This is a genomic window from Variovorax sp. P1_H12_2, from assembly GCF_056405335.1.
Map to the genome: position 1 here is coordinate 1 of NZ_JBFUCI010000398.1, position 5,948 is coordinate 5,948.

General features: G+C 72.6%; 5 protein-coding genes. 3 read left to right on the plus strand and 2 right to left on the minus strand.

Annotated features, from left to right (window positions below):
- From AC1D2K_RS28225 to AC1D2K_RS28235, 3 genes are all read left to right on the plus strand, one after another.
- Positions 1-1,035: YifB family Mg chelatase-like AAA ATPase (locus AC1D2K_RS28225; RefSeq protein WP_478092866.1), on the plus strand; the 1,035-nt coding region annotated here is incomplete at its 5' end.
- Between the two features lie 233 nt (positions 1,036-1,268).
- Positions 1,269-2,012, plus strand: coding sequence for an aquaporin Z (aqpZ, locus tag AC1D2K_RS28230; protein WP_478092867.1), 744 nt, complete (start codon positions 1,269-1,271; stop codon positions 2,010-2,012).
- 70 nt (positions 2,013-2,082) lie between these two features.
- Positions 2,083-3,309, plus strand: coding sequence for an MFS transporter (locus AC1D2K_RS28235; protein WP_478092868.1), 1,227 nt, complete (start codon positions 2,083-2,085; stop codon positions 3,307-3,309).
- Positions 3,310-3,402: 93 nt separating this feature from the next.
- Here the strand turns inward: AC1D2K_RS28235 and AC1D2K_RS28240 are convergent, their stop codons facing one another.
- Together AC1D2K_RS28240 and AC1D2K_RS28245 are read right to left on the minus strand one after the other, a co-directional pair.
- A complete protein-coding gene (locus AC1D2K_RS28240) occupies positions 3,403-4,587 on the minus strand; it encodes a fumarylacetoacetate hydrolase family protein (protein ID WP_478092870.1) in 1,185 nt (394 codons plus the stop codon).
- Positions 4,588-4,649: 62 nt separating this feature from the next.
- The coding region (locus AC1D2K_RS28245) for a c-type cytochrome (RefSeq protein ID WP_478092872.1) at positions 4,650-5,948 on the minus strand (1,299 nt) is incomplete at its 5' end.

The following is a 5,948-nucleotide window of genomic DNA, read 5'->3' on the forward strand; positions in this document are numbered from 1 at the left end:
CTGCCGGCCGGCGCGGTGCCGCCGGCCGCCGAAGCAGCCGGCGACGACGGCTGGGCGCGGATGGTGCCGGCGCCGCCCGGACCGGCCGCGCGCCACCCCGACCTGGCCGACGTGAAGGGGCACGCCGGCGCCAAGCGGGCGATGGAGATCGCGGCGGCCGGCAACCACAGCCTGCTGATGGTCGGCCCGCCGGGCTCCGGCAAGTCGATGCTGGCCCAGCGCTTCGCCGGGCTGCTGCCCGGGATGAGCATCGAGGAAGCCCTCGAGAGCGCGGCGGTCGCCAGCCTGGCCGGCCGCTTCGCGACCGGGCAATGGATGCGCCGGCCAACCGCCAGCCCGCACCACAGCGCCAGCGCCGTGGCGATGGTGGGCGGCGGCTCGCCGCCGCGGCCCGGCGAGATCTCGCTGGCTCATCACGGCGTGCTGTTCCTCGACGAATTCCCCGAATTCGCCCGCTCGGCGCTGGAGGCGCTGCGCGAGCCGCTGGAGACCGGCACCATCACGATCTCCCGGGCCGCGCGACGCGCCGAGTTCCCGGCCCGCTTCCAGCTCATCGCCGCCATGAACCCCTGCCCCTGCGGCTGGCGCGGATCGACGACCCGGGCCTGCCGCTGCACGCCGGACCAGGTCCTGCGCTACCAGGGCAAGCTCAGCGGCCCGCTGCTCGACCGCATCGACCTGCACATCGAGGTGCCCGGCGTCTCGGCGCAGCAGCTGCTCGAGGCCCCTGTCGGCGAAGCGACCGGGGCGATCCGCGGTCGCGCCGTCGCGGCGCGCGAACGCGCGCTGGCCCGGCAGGGCAAGCCCAACCAGGGTCTCGAGGGCGCCGAGATCGACCGCCATGCGTCGCTGGACCCGGCGGCGCTCCAGTTCCTGCACACGGCCGCGATGCGACTCGGCTGGTCGGCCCGCAGCACGCACCGGGCGCTGAAGGTGGCGCGGACCATCGCCGACCTCGCGGGGGTCGAGGCCGTCGGTGTCGCGCATGTGGGGGAAGCGGTGCAGTACCGGCGGGCGCTGCATTCGACCGACTGAACGCCGACGCGATCGCCTTACAGTTTTAACGCCTTGTTTCAAGGCGGCAGCGGCATCCGGTCGCACGGAGACGGGCCAGGACGAAGAAAACCGCCGGTTCCGTGAACAACCGCGCATCGCCGCCGCCTGCCCCGCGCAGTGGCGCTTGTTGCCACCCGGGGTCTCCCTAGAATCCGCCCGCCCTCGACCGCGGTCGGCGGGTTTGTTTGTCACACAAGAAGGATTCAGGGAATATGGAACAAAGTACTTCAAGGAAGCTGTCGGCCGAATTCATCGGCACGTTCTGGCTCGTTTTCGGCGGTTGCGGCAGCGCGGTGCTGGCCGCCGGTTTTCCCGGGCTCGGCATCGGGTTCGCCGGGGTCTCGCTGGCCTTCGGCCTCACGGTGCTGACCGGGGCCTATGCGCTCGGCCCGATCTCGGGCGGCCACTTCAATCCGGCGGTGTCGGTCGGGCTCGTGGTGGCCGGACGTTTTCGCGCCGCCGAGCTGCCGGGCTACGTGATCGCCCAGGTGCTCGGCGCCATCGCCGCCGCCTTCGTGCTCTACCAGATCGCCACCGGCAAGGCCGGCGCCGAGATCGGCGGCTTCGCCACCAACGGCTACGGCGAGCATTCGCCCGGCGGCTATGACCTCATGGCGGCGCTGCTGATCGAGGTGGTGCTGACCGCGGTCTTCCTGATCGTGATCCTGGGCGCCACGGCGAAGAACAGCGCCGCGGGTTTCGGCGGTCTCGCGATCGGCCTGTGCCTGACGCTGATTCACCTGGTCTCCATTCCCGTGACCAACACCTCGGTCAACCCGGCGCGCAGCACCGGGCCGGCACTGTTCGGGCCGGCCCATGCCGTCGACCAGCTGTGGCTGTTCTGGGTCGCACCGATCGCCGGCGCGATCATCGGCGCGCTGATCTACAAGCTGCTGCTGGCGGCACCCGCTGCCGACACACGCGCCGCCTCGCCGGCGCTCAAGACGGCGGGCTGATCGCGGACCCGGGCCGGCCTGGCCCGGAGCGTCTTGCCGAGCGCCTGCGCCGCATCGGTAGAGTCGGCGCATGGATCTCTCCGCCGCTGCGCCTCCCTACGACCGCCGCCTCGTCGGCTGGCTCTCGCTGGGCCAGCTCATCACCTGGGGCAGCGTCTTCTACACCTTCGCGCTGCTGATGGAGCCGGTGGAGCGCGAGCTCGGCCTGAGCCGGGCGCAATCGTCACTGGCCTTCAGCCTCGCACTGCTGGCGGAGGGTGCGATGGCATGGTCCGTCGGACGGTGGATCGACCGCGGCCACGAGCGCGCCGTGATGACCGGCGGCTCGCTGCTGATCGCGGCCGGGCTGCTGCTGCACAGCGTGGTGCAGAGCGCGGCGGGCTTCTACGCCGCCTGGCTGCTGCTCGGCGCCGCCCTCTCGGCGACGCTCTACAGCCCGGCCTTCGCGGTCGTCACGCGCCGCTTCCCGAACGACTTCCGGCGCGCCATCATCACGCTGACCTTTCTCGGCGGGCTGGCCAGCACGGTCTTCATCCCGCTCGACGCCTGGCTGATCGCGCAGTTCGGCTGGCGGCATGCGCTGTGGGTGCTCGCCGCCCTCCACCTGCTGCTGTGCGCGCCGCTGCATGCGTGGATCCTGCGGCAGGCGCCGAAGCGCAGCGTGGCCGCAGCGGCCGCGGGCGCAGCCGCAACAACAACGCGGCGACCCGTCGGCCACTACCTGCGCAGCACGCCCTTCCTGCTGGTGGGCGTGTTCACCGTGCTGCTGATGGCGGTGACCGCGGCGCTGCCGCCGCACATGGTGAGCCTGTTGCGCGGCGCCGGGCTGTCGGAGACCTGGGCCATCGCGGTGCCGGCGGCCATCGGGATCATGCAGGTGTTCGGCCGCGCCCTGCTCTACGTCTTCGAGCACCACTTCGACCTGCACCTGGCGAACCGGCTGATCCCCTGCCTGATCCCGATCGGCCTGGCGACCCTGCTGGCCGGCGCCGGTCATCCGGCGGCGGCGCTGGCCTTCGTGCTGTTCTACGGCATGGGCAACGGGATGCTGACCATCGTCAAGGGCACCGCCATCGCGCAGTACGTGAACCGCGAGCACGTGGCGACGCTCAACGGCGCGCTGGGGCTGCCGAGCGCCATCGCACGCGCCCTGGCGCCGCTGATGCTGGGCCTGCTGTGGACGCCGGCTGGCGGCTATACGGCGGGGTTGTGGATCTTGCTGGCAGCGAGCCTGATCGCCGTGCTGGCGCTGCTCGCCGCCCAACACCAAGGCCGGCGCAGCCCGGCCCCTTCGTGAAACACCGCGGAACCGGCTCCGCCGGGCCGCTGGTGTTGCCCCCGGTCGGGGGTGGGCGCCCCGACACGAAGTGCGGGGCAACCTGGGGGCGAGTCAAATAATTCCGCGTCCAGCGAGGTTCCGCATCAGAGCGCCGATGCCGAAGGTCCAGCGCGGCGCCTGGTCCGAATGCACGACGCGGTTGTGCAGCGCGCCGAGTTCGGGCGCCGAGATCGTCACCTGGTCGCCGACCACATGCGTGAAGCCCTGGCCCGGGCCGTGGCGGTCCTGCGTCGGCGCGAACATGGTGCCGAGGAACAGCATCAGGCCATCGGGGTAGGCGTGGTGCGGGCCGATCGCCTGCGACACCAGGTCGAGCGGGTCGCGGCTGATCTTCGCCAGCGAGCTCGCGCCGGCCAGCGTGAAGCCTTCGAGCCCGACCACCCGCAGCGCCACCGTGATGCGGCGCACGTCCTCGATGCCGAAGTGGGCGTCGAACAGCCGGATGAAGGGGCCGATCGCGCACGAGGCGTTGTTGTCCTTGGCCTTGCCGAGCAGGAGCGCGCTGCGGCCTTCGAAGTCGCGCAGGTTGACGTCGTTGCCGAGCGCGGCGCCGAGCGTGCGGCCGCGGCTGTCGACCGCCAGCACCACCTCGGGCTCGGGGTTGTTCCAGACCGATCCCGGGTGGATGCCGACGTCGGCGCCGGTGCCGACCGCCGCCAGCACCGGCGCCTTGGTGAAGATCTCGGCGTCGGGCCCGATGCCGACCTCGAGGTACTGCGACCAGGCGCCCTGGGCGATCAGCACGTCCTTGACCCTCGCGGCCTGTGGCGAGCCGGGCACGATGCCCGCGAGGTTGTCGCCCAGCACGCCGCCGAGCGCGGCACGGATCGACTCGGCCTTGGAGGCATCGCCGCGCGACTGCTCCTCGATCACGCGCTCGAGCAGGCTGGCGATGAAGGTCACGCCGCTGGCCTTCACGGCCTGCAGGTCGCAGGGCGCGAGCAGCCAGGGGTGCTGCGGGTCGCGGCGGGTCTCGTCGCTGTTGGCCAGCGCGTGCTCGAGCGAGGCGACCCGCTGCGTCCGCTCGTCGCGCAGCGCCTCGCGCACCGCGCCCACCGGATCGTCGAACTCCAGCAGCTGGCTGGCGGTGGCGGCGAAGCGCGAGAGATCGTGCAGGCCGCCCTCGTGCACCGCGACCAGCACCGGTCCGACGTCGGGCAGCCAGAGGCGGCCGACCAGGGTGGCGCGCTCGGCATCGCGAGGCAGGGACTGGGCGGGCGAAAGCGTCGAGGTCATGCGAAGGTCTCCAGGGAGCGGGCCGGTGATTCGGCCTCTGCGCCGCAGATCGTACGGGAGTCTCAGCGCGATGTGGCGTTCGGCCCGGAGGCCCGCAGCCGCGCCACGCTCCCCGGCAGGTCCCGCCAGGCCGGCTCCTGCGGCGCGAAACGGGCGCGCATGTAGCCCGCCAGCTCGGCGATCTGCGCATCGTCGAGCGCCTCGCGGAAGGCGGGCATGAAGCCGATGTCGCGCGAGGCCGGCTCGCGCACGCCGTCGAGGATGGTGCGCAGCAGGTTGTCCGGCCGGGCGCTCGTCAGGTTGCTGTTGAGCGCCAGCGGCGTGTTCACGCCCAGCAGCGTGGGGCCGTCGCCGTCGTGGTGGCAGGACGCGCAGGCGCTGTCGAACATGCGCTGGGCGGGGCCCAGCAGGCGGCCCTGCTGCGCCGCGGCGGTGGCGACCRCGCGCTGTGYCTGCGCCGCAGCGGTCTCTTGCGTCGTGGCGGGGTTGAAGGACGCCAGGTAGCTGGCCATCGCGCGGATGTCGGCGTCCGGCACCGCCGCGAGTTCGCGCACCACCTCGGCCATCGGGCCGCCGGCGATGCCGTGCGATTGGGAATGGCCGCTGCGCAGGTAGCCGTAGAGCGCGTCGGCATTCCAGGGCACGGCCGAGGTCGACCGCGCGGTCAGCGCCGGCGCCTCCCAGCCGTCGACCATCGCGCCCGACAGGCTGGCGCTGCCGCCCTGCTCCGCGCCCAGCGCGTTGCGCGGCGTGTGGCAGGCGCCGCAGTGGCCGAGGCCGTTGACCAGGTAGGCGCCGCGGTTCCACTCGGCGCTCTGCGTGGCCACCGGCTGGTAGGGCTTGGGGTCGTGGAACAGCGCGTTCCAGCCCGCCATCAGCGGCCGCAGGCCGAACGGGAACTTGAGTTCGGCCGGCGGCGTCTCGGCGCGCACCGGCGGCAGCGACATGAAGTAGGCGTAGAGCGCCTGCAGGTCGTCGTCGCTGGTCTTGGCGAAGGCCGTGTACGGGAAGGCCGGGTACAGGTGGTGGCCGTCGCGCGAGACGCCTTCGCGCATCGCGCGCTGGAAGGCCGTGAAGGACCAGCGGCCGAGGCCGGTGTCGTCATCGGGCGTGAGGTTGGTGGTGTGGATGGTGCCGAAGGGCGTCTCCATCGCGCGACCGCCGGCGTTCGGCGTGCCGCCCGGCGCGGTGTGGCAGACCGCGCAGTCGCCGAGCGCGGCGAGCGTGCGGCCGCGTTCGATCGTGGCTTCGCTGTAGGCCGGCGCACTGAAGCTGACCGGCGCGATGGTCGAGCGCCAGCCCATCAGGCCGGCGATGACGCCGATGCCGCCCACCAGCAGCGCACCGGCGCCGGCCCAGAC